This window comes from Demequina sp. NBRC 110056 (assembly GCF_002090155.1).
Taxonomy (GTDB): domain Bacteria; phylum Actinomycetota; class Actinomycetes; order Actinomycetales; family Demequinaceae; genus Demequina.
In genome coordinates this window covers 132,049-145,990 of sequence record NZ_BBRM01000004.1, presented here as the reverse complement: position 1 = coordinate 145,990, position 13,942 = coordinate 132,049, and the positions used below count along the sequence as shown (strand labels likewise).

Sequence of the window (13,942 nt, the reverse complement as noted above, 5' to 3'; positions counted from 1 at the left end):
CGCGTGGGAGCGGGTGGCGCTGTGTGACGATGACTCCATGACCGCTCAGGCACGGGGACCGCTGGCGCGCCCGCTCGCGCGTCGCTCCGGCGTGCCCATGGTGTGGAGGGTCCTCGCCGGGGGAGCGCTCCTCGTGGTCGCCGGCGTGCTCGCCGTCGACCGCTGGGGCACGGACCAGCTGGCGCCGTGGGCCATCCCCCTCGTGATCTACCTCGCGGGTCTCGGGCTGGTCTGGAGCCCGCTCGACGGCGCGTTCGGCCAGGACGCGCGACGCCTCGACGTCGCGGGGCTGTTCCGCCGCGACGCCTGGGTGCGCCTGCTCGTCGGGCTCGCGCTCGGCATCGGCGCCCTGTGGTGGTTCGCCGCCTGGGAGTACACCGATGCGCTGGTGGTGCGGGCCATCGTCACGCCGCTGGTGGTCGCCGTCGGAGCGGCGCTGCTGCTCGCGCCGTGGTGGATGCGGCTGATCCGCCAGGTCGGCATCGAGCGGGAGGAGCGGGTGCGCGAGCACGAGCGCGCCGAGATCGCCGCGCACCTGCACGACTCGGTGCTGCAGACGCTGACCCTCATCCGGGCGCGGGCGAACGACCCCGACGCGGTCGCGCGCCTCGCCCGCGCGCAGGAGCGCGACCTGCGCTCGTACCTCTACCAGGACCGTCCGAGCGTCGAGGAGTCGGTGGCGCAGGCGCTCCAGGATGCCGTCGCGGAGGTCGAGGACGCACACGGCGTCGCGATCGAGGTGGTGTGCGTGGGCGACGCGCCGACGACGGAGCGGCTATGGGCGGCGGTGCAGGCGTCGCGCGAGGCGGTCGCGAACGCCGCCCGCCACGGCGAGGCCCCCGTCAGCGTCTACGCCGAGCTCGCCGCCGGAGAGTACGAGGTGTTCGTGCGCGACTCGGGCCCCGGATTCGATCCCGACGCGGTGCCTGAGGATCGCCTCGGCATCCGCCAGTCGATCATGGGGCGCGTGGAGCGCCACGGCGGCAGCGCCGAGATCCGCAGCGCGCCCGGGGCGCGCACCGAGGTGTCCATCCACATGCCGACAGGAGGCTCGCGATGAGCGTGACAGTGGTGATCGTCGACGACCATGACGTGATCAGGGTGGGGGTCCGCGAGTCCCTCGACGACGACATCGAGGTGCTCGGGGAGGCGCGCGACGTCGAGTCCGCGGTCGCGGAGGTGCTCGCGACACGGCCCCAGGTGGTCATCCTCGACGTCCACCTGCCGGGCGGCGAGGGCGGCGGGGCGCTCGACGTGCTCGCCGAGCTCCAGGGGCGCGTCGACGGCACGCGGGTGCTCGCGCTCTCGGTCTCCGATGCCGCCGAGGACGTGGTCTCGGTGATCCGCGCGGGTGCGCGCGGCTACGTGACCAAGTCGATCTCGGGTCTTGAGCTGTCGGATGCGGTGCGCAGGGTCGCGTCCGGGGACGCCGTGTTCTCGCCCCGGCTCGCGGGCTTCGTGCTCGACGCGTTCGGCGCCGCGGGCGGCGAGGTCGCCGCGGCCGACGAGGACCTCGACAAGCTCACCGCGCGCGAGCAGGAGGTCATGCGCCTCATCGCCCGCGGCTACACCTACCGCGAGGTGGGAGAGAAGCTGTTCATCTCCATCAAGACCGTCGAGACGCACGTGGGCAAGGTGCTCCACAAGCTGCAGCTCACCAACCGCCACGAGCTCGCCCACTGGGCCGCCCAGCGCCGCATCGTCTGACGCGGAGGTCCACGACCCGGCTCGCGCATCGGCGCTCCTTCCGGCCCGACGGCGCGTGAGGCCGAGCCTGAACGCAGGGTGAACGCGGCCGGCTCGACAGGACGAGCGCGTCCCTTCTGTGTAGAACAGGAGGTATGAGCGTGCCTTTCGTGGAGCGCGGCCGGTCCCGTCGGCTGCGAGCGGAGCTCCCTGAGATCGCGACCGAGCCCTCGGCTCGGCGGGTCTACCGAGCGATGCTCGACGTGCAGGTGGCGCCGATGCTCGAGTCGTGGGGGTTCGTGCGGGAGGCCGATGCGTTCCGGTGGCCGAGCGAGGTCTGGCACCTCGGTCTGGGGTTCGCGCCGCTCGCGTGGGGGACGGTGGGAGCGCTCCGCTTCGACGTGCACGTCCTCGCCGTGCCACGGGAGGCGTGGGCGCAGTGGCGGGGACTCGAGGCGGGGCTGCCGGAGACGCCGGACCCCACCGTCTACGTCCCGCGCGATGTCGCCTCCGTCGGCGGGGTCCGAGCCCGCCTGCGCGAGCTCCTGGGCACACCCGACCTGCGGTGGTCCGTGCATGCGGGCGCGGACCCGACGCAGGTCGCGGCCGAGGTCCTGACCGGCGTCCAGCGACGCGTGCTGCCCGCCTTCGCTGGGCGCTCGGAGGTCCCGCGCATCGCGTCCTGATCGCCCCTTGCGGCGCGGGGCATTTGGGGTATTTTGGTGCCTCAGGAGCGGGCGCCATGGGCGCGCCCGAATCACATGAGCACGATGGCAGGCGCGGCGACGCGCCACGACGAGGACGCGCGCCTGCGCGCGCTCGCGTTCTGGGTGGGACACCACCAGGCGGGCCAGCCCGCACCGCGGATCGGACCCGCGCACGCGGTGACGCCCGACGCCGCCGCGCGGTCGGCCGCCCGCAACGAGCGCATCGGCGATCTGGTGCGGATGATCCCCCAGCTGAAGGCGCTCGCCCGCGACGGACGCCCGCAGGTGCGAGCGACGGTGGCGCGCTGCTTCGCGATCCTCGCGACCGCTCGCCAGGCGCCGGCCGATCGCGAGGTGTGGCGCATGCTGCTCGGCCTGTCGAAGTACGACGAGGACGCGGACGTGCGCGCTGCCGCCGACGCCGCGCTCGCGGCGCTCGAGCGCTACGGGACGGTCGCCGCCAAGGCCTCCTGACAGCCCTGTGGAGGGGTCCCCGCGTGTCGGCGTCACCGCCTAGACTCGTCGGGTCATGGATGCGCTGTTCGATATCGACGATTCCCCCCACTCGCCGCTTGTGGAGGGGTTGAACCCCTCCCAGGCGGAGGCCGTGCTGCACGAGGGTGAGGCGCTGCTCATCATCGCGGGCGCCGGATCGGGCAAGACCCGCGTCCTGACCCACCGCATCGCCCACCTCCTGGAGTCGGGCCGCGCGCGGCCCCACGAGATCCTCGCGATCACCTTCACCAACAAGGCTGCGGGCGAGATGCGCGAGCGCGTCGAGCAGCTCGTCGGACCCGAGGCGCGGCGCATGTGGGTGGCGACCTTCCACTCCGCGTGCGTGCGCATCCTGCGCGCCGACCACGAGGCGGCCGGGCTCAAGTCCTCGTTCTCGATCTACGACTCGTCCGACTCCCAGAACCTCATGAAGCTGGTCATGAAGGAGCTGGACATCGACCCCAAGAAGTTCACCGCGAAGGCGCTGCTGAACCGCATCGGGACGTTCAAGGACGAGCTCATCGACCCCGCGGCTGCGCTCGCGGCGACCGAGATGGCGTCGCGCTTCTCGATCGAGCACGCCGCAGGCCGCGCGTACGGCGAGTACCAGCGCCGACTCGAGGCGGCCAACGCCGTCGACTTCGACGACATCATCGTCAAGACCGTGCGTCTGCTGCAGGACAACCCCGCCATCGCGCGCACGTACCGGGAGCGCTTCCGCCACATCCTGGTCGACGAGTACCAGGACACCAACCACGCGCAGTACGTCCTCGTGCGCGAGTTGGTGGGCCCCGCCGACGATGCGTCCCTGCCTCCCGGCGAGCTGACCGTGGTCGGCGACTCGGACCAGTCGATCTACGCGTTCCGCGGCGCGACGATCCGCAACATCCTGGAGTTCGAGAAGGACTATCCCCGAGCGCACACGGTGCGGCTGGAGCAGAACTACCGCTCGACGCAGAACATCCTGTCCGCCGCGAACGCCGTGATCTCCAACAACGACGGCCGCCTGCCCAAGAACCTCTGGACCGACTCGGGCGCGGGGGAGAAGATCCGCGGCTACGCCGGCGAGACGGAGCAGGAGGAGGCGAAGTTCGTTGCGGACGAGATCGCGCGCCTCATGCGCGAGGACGAGGTCGCTCCGGCCGACGTCGCCATCATGTACCGCGCCAACGCGCAGTCGCGCGTGATCGAGGAGCGCTTCATGCGCGCGGACATCCCGTACAAGGTCGTGGGCGGCACGCGCTTCTACGAGCGCAAGGAGATCAAGGACATGCTCGCCTACCTGGCGGCTGTCGTGAACGAGGCCGACGACGTCGCGACGCGACGCATCGTCAACACGCCCAAGCGCGCCATCGGGGACACCTCGGTCGAGGCGATCGACCGGGTGCGTCGGGAGCGCACCACGGCCGATGCGCCCGTCAGCTTCGGAGGTGCGCTGCGGTTCGCGGCCGACGCGGGTCTGCAGGCACGCGCGGTCCGGGCGATCGAGCAGTTCGTCTCGCTCATGGACGACTTGAGGTCCCTCGCTGCCGACAACGGTCCGGCAGGGGTGCTCGACGCGATCGCGGACCGCTCCGGGATGCTCGCCGCGTACCGCTCGTCCGACGACCCGCAGGACGCTTCTCGCGTCGAGAACATCATGGAGCTCGTCGCCGTGGGGCGCGAGTTCTCCGAGGAGAACCCCGACGGGACCCTCGCGGACTTCCTCGAGAAGGTCGCGCTCGTCGCCGACGCGGACCAGCTTCCGGACGCGGACGGGTCGGGAGGAGTCGTGACGCTCATGACGCTGCACACCGCCAAGGGGCTGGAGTTCCCGGTGGTGTTCCTCACCGGCATGGAGGACGGCACCTTCCCGCACATGCGCTCCATCGAGTCCGGCCTCCCTAAGGACATGGAGGAGGAGCGGCGGCTCGCCTACGTGGGGCTGACGCGCGCCCGCGAGCGGCTCTACCTCACGCGTGCGCAGGTGCGCGCGAGCTGGGGCGCACCGCAGTACTTCGGCGCCTCGCGCTTCTGCGAGGAGATCCCGGCGGAGCTCGTCGAGTGGACCGTGTCCGAGACATCGTCGCTCGGCTCGCGCGGTCGCGGCGACCGCCGCGGGTCGGGGTCCTGGTCCGGCATGGGCTACGGCTCCGGCGGTTCGTCGGGCGGCTACGGGGGATCGCAGGACCGCGACGACGGCAACTCGTACGCGCGCGCCGGAGCGGTGCGCACGCGGCGCGTGCCGCCGTCGCCGCCCGGCGGCTCGGGCGACGTGGGCTTCGAGGCGGGCGAGCGCGTGGTGTCGGACAAGTTCGGCATGGGCAAGGTCGTGGGCACCGAGGGCGTCGGCCGCAACGCCGTCGCCGTGGTCGACTTCGGCGACGGCGGCGTCAAGCGCCTGGTGCTCCGCTTCAACAACCTCGAGAAGCTGTAGCGCGGGAGGGCGTCGCGCCCTACTGTTCCCTCAGGGGTAGGGATCGGGGGGACGATGCGCTGGTGGGTCGTGGGCGGCACTCTCGCCGTCATCGCGGCGGTCGCGGTGACGACGGTGGTGCCCGTGCGCGCTGGGGCGACGACCGTGCACGCGGTGGAGTCGCCGGCCACGGACGACGCCGTGTGCGGCCGGGTCGTGCTGCGCGGAGACCTGGTCGTCACGCGGCGGGTGCCGCTGATCGACACGCAGACTGTCGTGAGCCTCGACGTGGTTCTCACCGACCCCTCGCTGTCGGTCGAGTCGACGGCCGCGTGTGACGACAGCGTCGAGGCGCTCGAGGGTGGAGTCCTGGTGTGGAACCCGCGATGCCCGAATCCCTTCGAGCAGGGTCAGGACGAGGAGCTCGATGAGTTCATCCTGGGGTCGCCGGGTTCCCAGCTCGCGACGCGGTGCGGCGGCGAGGCCGTGCGGATGCGTGTCATGGGAGAGGGCCCGCAGGGCGCGACGTCGCGCTGGGAAGGCGAGTACGGCCTCGGCTCCTCCGGTGCCGAGGTCATCGGCGGGGACATGGTGTGGTGCGTCGAGACGGCGTTCTCGGTGACGACCGTCGAGTCGGAGGGCGCCACCGGCGCGGCCATCACCCGCGCGGTCGAGCCGCTCGCGCCGACCTGCGTTCCGCTCCTGGCGTCCTGACGCGCCGTCGCGCTAGATGGCGATCGACGGATCGCGATCCGCGGCGCCCTCGACGGCAGCGGGCGACGAGTCCTCGCCGTCGGCGTCGGCAGCCGCGCCGCGCGACGTGGTCTCCGTGCCGCGGAGGATCGCGTACAGCAGTGCCGCGACGCCAAGGATGACCGTGCCGAGCAGGACCCCGCCGGGGGTGAGGGGGCGCAACGTCGCCGCGAGGACCACGAAGATCGCTCCCAGCCACACCCACAGCACCCAGGTCTGTCGCTGGAGCAGTAGCGAGAGCTCCGAGGGGCGCCATCCGTGGGCGTCGAGCCAGCCGGACACGCGAGAGATCGGCCGCGAGCCTGCCGCGCGAGCGCGGGCGGCCGCGAGGCTCGAGCCCGCGAGCAGGCCAGCGATGATCGCGACGACGCCGATGACCACGTAAGCGAGCATGACCGCCGCGACCTCGGCGGTGAGCGCCTGGTACACGACCATGGTGGCGGCGGTCGGCACCTGCGACGCGATGAACGCCGCCGCGACGGAGCCGCCCAGCGCGATCGCGCTGCCGAGCAAAGCGCCCTCGATCAGCACCAACGTGCCAGCGAGGACGACCGCCCTCGAGGAGCGCGGGTGCATCGCGACGCCGATGACCAGAAGCCCGATCGCGATCCAGGGGAGGACCTGAGCGATCGTGAGCAGCAGCGCGTACCCGAGCCGGGCCTGGGCGATCTGCGGGATCTCCGCGACGACGATGGTCGCGTCGACCTCGGGGATCGAGTCCGCGAGACTGAAGCCGGCGTCCACCAGGGCGGGCTTGAGCTGCGCGATGATCGGCTGGAGCTGGATCGCGACGACGCCGGAATCGTCGATCGTCACCGCGCCCTCCTCGTCCGCCTCGAGCACGCCGACCATCTGCACGTGGGTGAGCTGCAGGGCCTGCTCCCAGATCGCCGGGAACGCATCCGACTCGACGACCCGTGTGAGCGCGCTGCGCGTCGCCGTCCGCGCTTGGTCCGCGAGGAGCGGTCCCAGGCGCTCGGAGGCGACAGCGAGGCGCGGCCGCTCGTCCTCGTCGATGATCGAGTCGAGCAGATCTGCCACGAGCGCGTCGGTGTCGAGCGCCTCGTCGATGGCCGTGGCGGCCTCGTCGATGATCAGCTGCTGCACGGCGGGCTCGTCCGCGAGCGGAGCGAGCGTGTCGACGAAGACGTCGGTGTCCGACAGCTGGCGCGCGGTGAACGCGGCCACGGTAGCGAGCGGGGCCACCAGCGCGCCGATGACGATCAGCGTGACGGCCACGGCGGCTCGGCCACGCGAGCGCCGAGCGCGCGGCGCGGGCGCCTCGTCGACGGGCGGAGCCGGCTCGACCTCGGTGGCGGCCGAGGCGCGTGCCTCCTCCGCGGCCGCGCGCAGCTGAGCGTTCTCCGCCTCGAGCTCGAGCAGGCGGGCCTCGATCTCGGCCTTCGTGGGTCTGGGCATGGCGTCCCCTTGTGTCGTGCGCTTGTCGTGCGGTCGTCGAGCTGGTGCGGCGAGTGGCGGTGCCTTCGCTCCTCCACTGGACGAGCCTAGACGGTGAGCCGCGACCCGCGGGGAACTTCCGATCCCCATGCACCCGCCGCGCTCGCTAGGCTGATCGGGTCCGTTCGATCGCTGGAGGAGATGTGGAAGCCAAGACCTCGAAGGTGTCCATCGTCGGCGCGGGTGCCGTCGGCGCGACCCTCGCCTACGCAGGCCTGATGCGTGGCTTCGCGCGCACCGTCGCGCTGTACGACATCAACAAGGCGAAGGTGGAGGCGGAGGCGCTTGACCTCGCCCAGGGCATCCAGTTCATGCCCGAGGCGACGGTGCTCGGCTCCGATGACATCGGCGTGGTCGAGGGCTCGGACGTCGTGGTCATCACGGCCGGCGCCAAGCAGCAGCCAGGCCAGTCCCGCATGGACCTCGCAGGCGCGACGATCAGCCTCATGGACAAGGTCCTGCCCCCGCTCATCAAGGCCGCGCCCGACGCGATCTACATCCTCGTCACCAATCCGGTCGACGTCGTCACGCTCGCCTCGCTGAAGAAGTCGGGCATGGATCCGGCGCAGATGTTCGGCTCGGGCACGGCGCTCGACACGTCGCGGCTGCGTCACCAGATCGCGGCCAAGTGCGATGTCGCCGTCGGCAACGTGCACGCCTACATCGCGGGCGAGCACGGCGACTCCGAGGTTGCGCTGTGGTCGTCCGCGTCGATCGGCGGCCAGCCGCTCAAGGAGTTCCGAGGCCGCGACGGCGAGATCGTGATGGACGAGGCTGCGCGCGAGCAGATCCACCACGACGTGATGCGCTCCGCCTACACGATCATCGAGGGCAAGGGCGCGACCAACTACGCGGTCGGCGCCGCGGGCGCCCGGATCGTGGAGGCGGTCCTGGGCGATCAGCGCCGCATCATGCCAGTGTCGACCCTCATCGACTACCCGGGCGTCGGCGAGGTCTGCATGTCGCTCCCCGCCATCGTCGGCCGCAACGGCATCGAGCACGTGCTCGAGATGCCCATGGACGACGAGGAGCGCGCGGCGCTCGAGGCCTCGGCGCGCTCGATCCGCGAGACCGCGGAGCGCTTCGACGCCGTCTGAGACCTGCCCTGCGGGTCGGGTGCGGTCAGCTGGTCAGCAGGAACGAGACCAGGCCGCCCGTCGTGATCAGCCCGATGATCGCGCCGATCCCGCCGAGCACGATGCCCACCACGGCGCGTCCGGTGCCGTGGCCGCCGTCGCGCGCCCTGCGAAGGGCCATGATGCTGATGACGATCGCGAGGACGCCGAGCGCCAGCCCGATCACTGGTGCCCAGCACATCACGAGCGCCGCCAGGCCGATCCACGGTGCCGCGATGGCGAGCCCCGACCTTCCCACCGGCACCAGGTAGTGCAGGGGTGAGCCGGGCCCGTAGTCCTCGCTGGCCACGGAGGTCGCGGGCGGTGGCGGCGGCACCGACGGATGGGGCGTCACGTGCTGCGTCCATGCCGCGCCGTCCCAGTACCTCAGGTGGGCGGGACTGGATGGGTCGGCGTACCAGCCGGCGGCGAACTCGGTCATCGGTGTCCCCTCGTCAGTGAGGCCGACGCTAGCGGTGCCGGCACGGCCGGCCCCGGCGACACGCTCACGGCGACATGTCGGCAGCGCGACGGTGTTCGCCGCCCGGACCCTCGTTCACGCCCCGACCCCAGCTCACGCCCCGATCCCGCCGACGACCACGTCCCCGACCCGCCCACGCCCGGATCCCAGCCCACACCCACATCCCCGACCCCAGCCGACGCCACGGCAGCCGAGCCCGCGCACGGACTCGGCTGCCGCATCGGCGCTGCGGACGGAGCGGGTGGACCAGGTGCGTTACCGGCGCCCGGCCGGCACCAGCGCCGGCTCCCTCTCGGCCTCGGGAGCCGCTGACGGTCCCTCGACGCTGACGCGGGGGAGCCACTCGAGCCACCCCGGCAGGTACCAGTTGTGGCGCCCGAGGAGCGTCATGACCGACGGGACGACGATCGACCTCACGACCGTGGCGTCCAAGATGACGGCCGCCGCCAGCCCGAAGCCCATCTGGGCGAACTCGGACAGGTCGCCGAGCGCGAAGCCGCCGAACACCGCGACCATGATGAGCGCGGCGCCCGTGATGAGCAGCCCCGTCCTGGTCAGACCGTAGGAGATCGCCTCGCGCGTGGGGGCGCCCTGGTCGTGCCGCTCGCGGATCCGGCTGAGGAGGAACACGTGGTAGTCCATGGACAGTCCGAACAGCACGGCGAAGGTGAAGAGCGGGATCCACGGCGCGATGCCGTCGACCTGGGCGAAGCCCAGCAGCTCTGCGCCCCAGCCCCATTGGAAGACCACGACGAGCAGGCCGAACGCCGCGCCGGCTGAGAGAAGGTTCAGCACGATCGCCATCGCGGGGACCACGACGGAACGGAACGCGACGAGCAGCAGCAGGAAGCTCGCGCCGAGCACGATGAGCAGGACCCACGGCGTCATGCCGGTGATCACGTCCGTGAAGTCGATGGAGCCCGCCTGCTCGCCGCCGACGTGCGCGACCGCGCCCGTGCTGTCGAGAGCCTCGGGAACCGTGCTGTCGCGAAGCCGGTCGATGGCCTCTTCCGCGCGCGGGTCGGCGGCGTCGAAGGTGTCGCGCGTGTCGATGAAGGCGACATCTCCGTGCCACTCCACGGTGGTCTCGGCGAAGGCCGGGTCGGCCTCGATGGAGGCCGCGAGAGCGTCGACCTGCGCACGCGCGTCGGCCGCGTCCTCGACGACCACCACGGTCTCCGACTGACCCTGACCGAACTCTGAGGTGAGCGCCTCGATGCCCGCGCGGAACTGGTTGTCCTCGGGCAGCGCATCGATCCCGGGGAACGTGAGCCGCATCTGCGTTGCGGGAGCGGCGAGGAGCACCAGCACGGCAAGCCCCGCCGTCGCCCACAGCGCCGGGCGCCCGGTGACGGTGCGGGCGATGGCCTGCCAGCGGCGCGGCTCGCCGTCGGGGCGACGGAACGGCACGCGACCCTTGTTCACGCGGTGGCCGAGCAGCCGCAGCACGGCCGGCAGCAGCGTGAGCGAGGTGATGACGGCCATGATCGCCACGATGATCGCGCCAGCGCCGAGCGAGCGCATGATCGTCGAAGGAACCACGAGCAGGCCTAGCAGGGCGATGACGACGGTGATCCCGGAGAACAGCACCGCACGGTTCGCCGTGCTGCCGGCAGTCTCGACCGCGTCCGACACCGTGCGGCCCTGGTGCAGCTCCTCGCGGAAGCGCTGGACCATGACGAGCGAGTAGTCGATTCCCAGGGCCAGCCCCATCATCGTGATCATGTTGACGACGAAGAAGGACAGCTCGAAGGCCTGACCGACCAGCGCGGTGGCGCCCACCGCCATCGTGATCGACACGATCGCGACCACGAGCGGGATGCCGGCGGCGACGAGGGCCCCGAACACGACCAGCAGGATGACGAGCGCGACGCCGATGCCGATCGCCTCGCCGCGGATGAGGCCCTCCTCCGCCAGGGTGTCGAACATCTGCTCTCCCGACAGCTCCCCGACCGAGGCGAAGGTGAATCCCTCGAGCTCGGCGCCGTCGAGCGCGTCGAGGTATGCGGCGGCGGCATCCTCGCTCACGGTCGGCACGAAGGCGACCTGCACGAGCGCTGTCGCGCCGTCCTCGGACACGGGCGCGGGCTGCTCGGCCGTCGGCACCGTGACCGAGGCGACGTCCTCCAAGGCGCCGACGGCGCCTGCGAGCGACGACAGCGCGGCGTCGAAGGCCGGCTCCCCGAACGTCTCGGACTGCGACCGCACGACGACGGTCTCCTCGTGGCTCGTGGTGCCGTCCCCGTCGGAGCGCAGGCGCTCCTCGATCTCGGCTGCCCTGTCGGACTCGACGGCGACGAGGACCCGCTCGTCTTGCGTGAGTGCGTCGCCCAGTCCCCCGGCCGCGACGATCGCTCCCGCGAGCGCGACGATCCAGACCCCGATGGTCACCCACGGCCGTGCGGCCGTGGCGCGGGCGATGCGCCCGGTGATTCCCCTGGTCATGCTTCCTCCCCGAAGGCGATGCGACGTCGTCGGAGGTGTCGTCCCGCCACGACGGCGGCACCCATGCGTCGCATCGATTCGACGCTAGGAACGGCGGGTGGGCTCGGTCTGCCCGCTGCAGAGCGAAGTCAGCGCGGGCGGGAGGGAACTGCATCGTGGCTGGGGGTGACGAGGAGGGAACCGCCGGGGGAGCAGCGCCGATGCGCGCTCACCCGCGCGAGGGAGGCACCTTTGGCCGTGCGAGTGTGGGCGCCTGGGCGCGCTGCCAGGCACGATGAGGGCATGAGAGCCATCGGTCGCTACTTCGCCGTCACGTGGTCTCCGCGCACCTGGCGCGAGATCGCCTACCTGCTGCTGGGGTTGCCGTTCGCGATCGTGTGGTTCACGTACGCCGTGACCATGTACGCGGTGGGCATCGGCCTCATCATCGTGTGGGTCGGCGTGGTGATCCTCGCCGTCATGCAGTGGACCCTCCGGCCGATCGGCGAGCTCGAGCGGGGGATGGCCAACGCCATCGTGGACGCCGACATCGAGGCTCCGCCCCCGCGGGGCTACCGCATCCACGAGAAGGGGTCCTCGCCGACGCTGTCCGACTGGGGGACCTGGGGGCATGCGCTCCTCCACGACGGCCAGAGCTGGCGGGTGCTGGCGTGGGTGATGTCGCGCATCGTGCTGGGACCCGTGGGCTTCGCGCTCGCTCTCTGCGCGATCGTGGTGCCGGTGACGCTCATCGCGGCGTGGATCATCGCGGCCGGGTACGTCGTGGGGATCCTCCCCGGTCCGGGGCCCGGCGAGGAGACGGCGCAGCAGGTCGTGGACATCGTGGCCTTCTGGACGCTGGTCGGCACGCCCGTGGTGGCCTTCGCGGTCCCGATGTTCGCGTGGGTCAGCCACCACTTCACGGCGCTGACGACCGCATTCGCGCGGTGGGCGCTGGGGCCCTGCGACGAGGACCGCGTCGCGCACGCGACGGAGCGTGCCGAGCTTGCCGAGACGCAGGTGCGCATCGACCAGGAGCTGCACGACAGCATCGGCCACATGATCACCATGAACATCGTCCAAGCCGGCGCCGGCGCGCACGTCTTCGACTCGGACCCGGAGTTCGCGCGGCAGGCGCTGCGCAACATCGAGGAGCGCGGTCGGGTCGCGATGGGCGAGCTCGACCGCATCATCGCCGCGATCCGCGGCGACGACGCCGAGCCGCGTGCTCCGCTTCCCACGCTGGACGACGTGCCGTCGCTGCTCGCGCAGGCGAGCGCCGCGGGGCTGGAGATCGAGCGGCGGCTCGACGCGCGGACGGTGCCGGTGGCGCTGTCGCGTGCCGGCTACGCGATCATCCGGGAGGGGGTGACGAACGCCGCGAAGCATGCGCCTGGCGCGGTCATCCATGTGCACACCGCGACGCTCGGCGACGCGCTCGCGATCGGGGTCACCAACGGAGCGGCCGGCGCGGGCGCGGAGCCGATCGCGGCCGTGCGGCATGCGCGTCCGGGGATTCGCCACGGCATCGCGGGCATCCGCGATCGTGCAGCGCTGCTGGGCGGCACGAGCGTCATCGGCGATCGCGGCGACGGCGGGTACGAGGTGATGGTGCTCATCCCGCTCGAGCTCGCGCTGGGGCCCGGCGACGCTGCCGAGGACGCCTCGTGCTGCCGGTGGAGCAGGGCTCGTGCCAAGGTGAGCGCATGAGGATCGTGATCGTCGACGACGACCCGCTGGTCCGGATGGGTCTCAAGGCCATCCTGCAGTCGGAGGACGACTGGGAGGTGGTGGCCGAGGCAGGCGACGGCGCCGCCGCCGTCGCGGAGGTCCGCCGCGCGGCACCGGACGTGGTGCTCATGGACGTGCGCATGCCCGGCATGGACGGGCTCGAGGCGACTCGCCTGATCTCGGAGTCGGGCTCGGCGGCGAAGGTGCTCGTGCTCACCACCTTCGAGGTCGACGAGTACGTCTTCGAGGCGATGCGCGCCGGCGCCGCCGGGTTCGTCCTCAAGCGCGTGCCGCCGCCCGAGCTGATCGAGGCCGTGCGCGTGGTCGCGTCGGGGGAGTCTCTGCTGTTCCCCGCGTCGACGCGTGCCGTCATCGAGCGCTTCTCCGCCGCGGACGGCTACGAGCTGCCCGACCTCACCGAACGCGAGCAGGACGTGCTGCGGGAGCTCGCGCGGGGTCGCTCCAACCAGGAGATCGCGGCCAGCCTGTTCGTGTCCGTCGAGACCGTGAAGTCGCACGTCGCGTCGATCCTCACCAAGCTGGGCGTGAGGGACCGGACCCAGGCGGTCATCGTCGCGTACGAGTCCGGGTTCGTGCGGCCAGGCGACGCGGCAGAGCTCTGAGCGGCCGCATCGTCCCTGCGGAGCGTTCTCGCTCCGCTCAGCGGTGAGAGCAGCGAAAGGGATCCCTTTCGCTG

12 protein-coding genes are annotated in these 13,942 nt (G+C 71.8%); 9 read left to right on the top strand and 3 right to left on the bottom strand.

Translation table 11 applies throughout. From position 1 onward, the window contains the following. Positions 1 to 37 precede the first annotated feature (37 nt). From B7K25_RS06990 to B7K25_RS06965, 6 genes are all read left to right on the top strand, one after another. Positions 38 to 1,060, top strand: coding sequence for a sensor histidine kinase (locus B7K25_RS06990; protein ID WP_084105022.1), 1,023 nt, complete (start codon positions 38 to 40; stop codon positions 1,058 to 1,060). After that, positions 1,057 to 1,707 carry a response regulator transcription factor gene (locus B7K25_RS06985; RefSeq protein WP_084105021.1) on the top strand — a complete coding sequence of 217 codons (651 nt, stop codon included), beginning with the start codon at positions 1,057 to 1,059 and terminating at the stop codon, positions 1,705 to 1,707. Before B7K25_RS06990 ends, B7K25_RS06985 begins: the two co-directional genes overlap by 4 nt. Positions 1,708 to 1,841: 134 nt before the next feature. Next, positions 1,842 to 2,372 (top strand): hypothetical protein, encoded by a 531-nt coding sequence (locus B7K25_RS06980; protein WP_084105020.1) that lies wholly within the window; start codon positions 1,842 to 1,844, stop codon positions 2,370 to 2,372. A 75-nt stretch (positions 2,373 to 2,447) separates the two neighbouring features. Continuing rightward, on the top strand, positions 2,448 to 2,867 hold the full coding sequence (locus tag B7K25_RS06975) for a hypothetical protein (protein WP_084105019.1): 420 nt from the start codon (positions 2,448 to 2,450) through the stop codon (positions 2,865 to 2,867). Between the two features lie 55 nt (positions 2,868 to 2,922). Then, positions 2,923 to 5,304, top strand: a complete 2,382-nt coding sequence (locus B7K25_RS06970; protein WP_084105018.1) for a UvrD-helicase domain-containing protein — start codon at positions 2,923 to 2,925, stop codon at positions 5,302 to 5,304. A gap of 54 nt (positions 5,305 to 5,358) precedes the next feature. Next, positions 5,359 to 5,997: a hypothetical protein gene (locus tag B7K25_RS06965; RefSeq protein ID WP_084105017.1), complete on the top strand. Its 639-nt coding sequence runs from the start codon at positions 5,359 to 5,361 to the stop codon at positions 5,995 to 5,997. A 12-nt stretch (positions 5,998 to 6,009) separates the two neighbouring features. On the opposite strand, the gene B7K25_RS06960 is transcribed toward B7K25_RS06965, so the two are convergent. Then, positions 6,010 to 7,455, bottom strand: coding sequence for a hypothetical protein (locus tag B7K25_RS06960; protein WP_084105016.1), 1,446 nt, complete (start codon positions 7,453 to 7,455; stop codon positions 6,010 to 6,012). Positions 7,456 to 7,637: 182 nt separating this feature from the next. On the opposite strand from B7K25_RS06960, the gene B7K25_RS06955 reads away from it, so the two are divergent. After that, positions 7,638 to 8,591, top strand: a complete 954-nt coding sequence (locus B7K25_RS06955; RefSeq protein WP_084105015.1) for an L-lactate dehydrogenase — start codon at positions 7,638 to 7,640, stop codon at positions 8,589 to 8,591. A 25-nt stretch (positions 8,592 to 8,616) separates the two neighbouring features. Here the strand turns inward: B7K25_RS06955 and B7K25_RS06950 are convergent, their stop codons facing one another. Beyond that, positions 8,617 to 9,051, bottom strand: coding sequence for a DUF2510 domain-containing protein (locus tag B7K25_RS06950; protein WP_084105014.1), 435 nt, complete (start codon positions 9,049 to 9,051; stop codon positions 8,617 to 8,619). 294 nt (positions 9,052 to 9,345) lie between these two features. Then, entirely contained in the window at positions 9,346 to 11,535 is a 2,190-nt protein-coding gene (locus tag B7K25_RS06945; protein ID WP_084105013.1) for an MMPL family transporter, read from the bottom strand. A 282-nt stretch (positions 11,536 to 11,817) separates the two neighbouring features. Between B7K25_RS06945 and B7K25_RS06940 the strand changes: the two genes are divergently transcribed. Continuing rightward, positions 11,818 to 13,224, top strand: coding sequence for a sensor histidine kinase (locus B7K25_RS06940; RefSeq protein ID WP_159450151.1), 1,407 nt, complete (start codon positions 11,818 to 11,820; stop codon positions 13,222 to 13,224). After that, positions 13,221 to 13,868 carry a response regulator transcription factor gene (locus tag B7K25_RS06935; RefSeq protein ID WP_084105011.1) on the top strand — a complete coding sequence of 216 codons (648 nt, stop codon included), beginning with the start codon at positions 13,221 to 13,223 and terminating at the stop codon, positions 13,866 to 13,868. The genes B7K25_RS06940 and B7K25_RS06935 overlap by 4 nt, the downstream gene beginning before the upstream one ends. Positions 13,869 to 13,942 lie beyond the last annotated feature (74 nt).

What these genes read in the sequence shown, in the direction of transcription:
- B7K25_RS06985 (WP_084105021.1), top strand. Translation starts at nt 1,057, where the DNA reads ATGAGCGTGACAGTGGTGATCGTCGACGACCATGACGTGATCAGGGTG.
- B7K25_RS06935 (WP_084105011.1), top strand. Translation starts at nt 13,221, where the DNA reads ATGAGGATCGTGATCGTCGACGACGACCCGCTGGTCCGGATGGGTCTC.
- B7K25_RS06990 (WP_084105022.1), top strand. Translation starts at nt 38, where the DNA reads ATGACCGCTCAGGCACGGGGACCGCTGGCGCGCCCGCTCGCGCGTCGC.
- B7K25_RS06940 (WP_159450151.1), top strand. Translation starts at nt 11,818, where the DNA reads ATGAGAGCCATCGGTCGCTACTTCGCCGTCACGTGGTCTCCGCGCACC.
- B7K25_RS06960 (WP_084105016.1), bottom strand. Translation starts at nt 7,455, where the DNA reads ATGCCCAGACCCACGAAGGCCGAGATCGAGGCCCGCCTGCTCGAGCTC.
- B7K25_RS06965 (WP_084105017.1), top strand. Translation starts at nt 5,359, where the DNA reads ATGCGCTGGTGGGTCGTGGGCGGCACTCTCGCCGTCATCGCGGCGGTC.
- B7K25_RS06975 (WP_084105019.1), top strand. Translation starts at nt 2,448, where the DNA reads ATGAGCACGATGGCAGGCGCGGCGACGCGCCACGACGAGGACGCGCGC.
- B7K25_RS06945 (WP_084105013.1), bottom strand. Translation starts at nt 11,535, where the DNA reads ATGACCAGGGGAATCACCGGGCGCATCGCCCGCGCCACGGCCGCACGG.
- B7K25_RS06980 (WP_084105020.1), top strand. Translation starts at nt 1,842, where the DNA reads ATGAGCGTGCCTTTCGTGGAGCGCGGCCGGTCCCGTCGGCTGCGAGCG.
- B7K25_RS06970 (WP_084105018.1), top strand. Translation starts at nt 2,923, where the DNA reads ATGGATGCGCTGTTCGATATCGACGATTCCCCCCACTCGCCGCTTGTG.
- B7K25_RS06950 (WP_084105014.1), bottom strand. Translation starts at nt 9,051, where the DNA reads ATGACCGAGTTCGCCGCCGGCTGGTACGCCGACCCATCCAGTCCCGCC.